The organism is Aureitalea sp. L0-47 (assembly GCF_026126405.1).
GTDB lineage: Bacteria > Bacteroidota > Bacteroidia > Flavobacteriales > Flavobacteriaceae > Pukyongia.
Window position 1 is genome coordinate 1 of record NZ_JAFMTQ010000047.1, and the last position, 533, is coordinate 533.

1 protein-coding gene is annotated in these 533 nt (G+C 47.8%); it reads left to right on the forward strand.

Translation table 11 applies throughout. The features are described 5' to 3' along the window. Positions 1 to 533, forward strand: a 533-nt coding sequence (locus tag J1N09_RS15405) for a T9SS type A sorting domain-containing protein (RefSeq protein WP_265201172.1), incomplete at both ends; no start/stop codon positions are given.

Genomic DNA, 533 nt, shown 5'->3' on the forward strand with positions numbered 1-533 from the left:
GCATGTCAGTCCATGATCACTGTGGTAGACCTATTAGGACCTGAAGTAACTTGTCTTGATGATCAAACCATCGATCCGGGACCAGGTAACCTGTTCTACGAAGTACCAGACTACTGGGCAGACGGGGACGCGACAGCGGTCGACAACTGTACTGATCCATTGACAATATTCACTCAGGACCCAGCACCAGGTACATTACTAGGTGACGGTACCTACACAGTGAGTGTTTGTTCTACCGATGAGTATGGTAATGAGACCTGCTGTACTTTCGAACTTACTATCGAGAGTATCCTTGGTAACACCGACAATGATCTAAATACAGCCATCAGTATGTACCCGAACCCAGCCAGCGATCAGGTGATCCTTGCTAACGGTTCTAACATCCTGCTGGACAACGCCATGATCTATGACATGAATGGTAAGCTGATCAACACTATCGACCTTCGAAATATGGGAAGTGAGCTGTCTATCGACGTCTCAGCACTTGCCTCCGGAGTGTATATGGTTCAGATCAACAGCGAAGCCGCTACAAC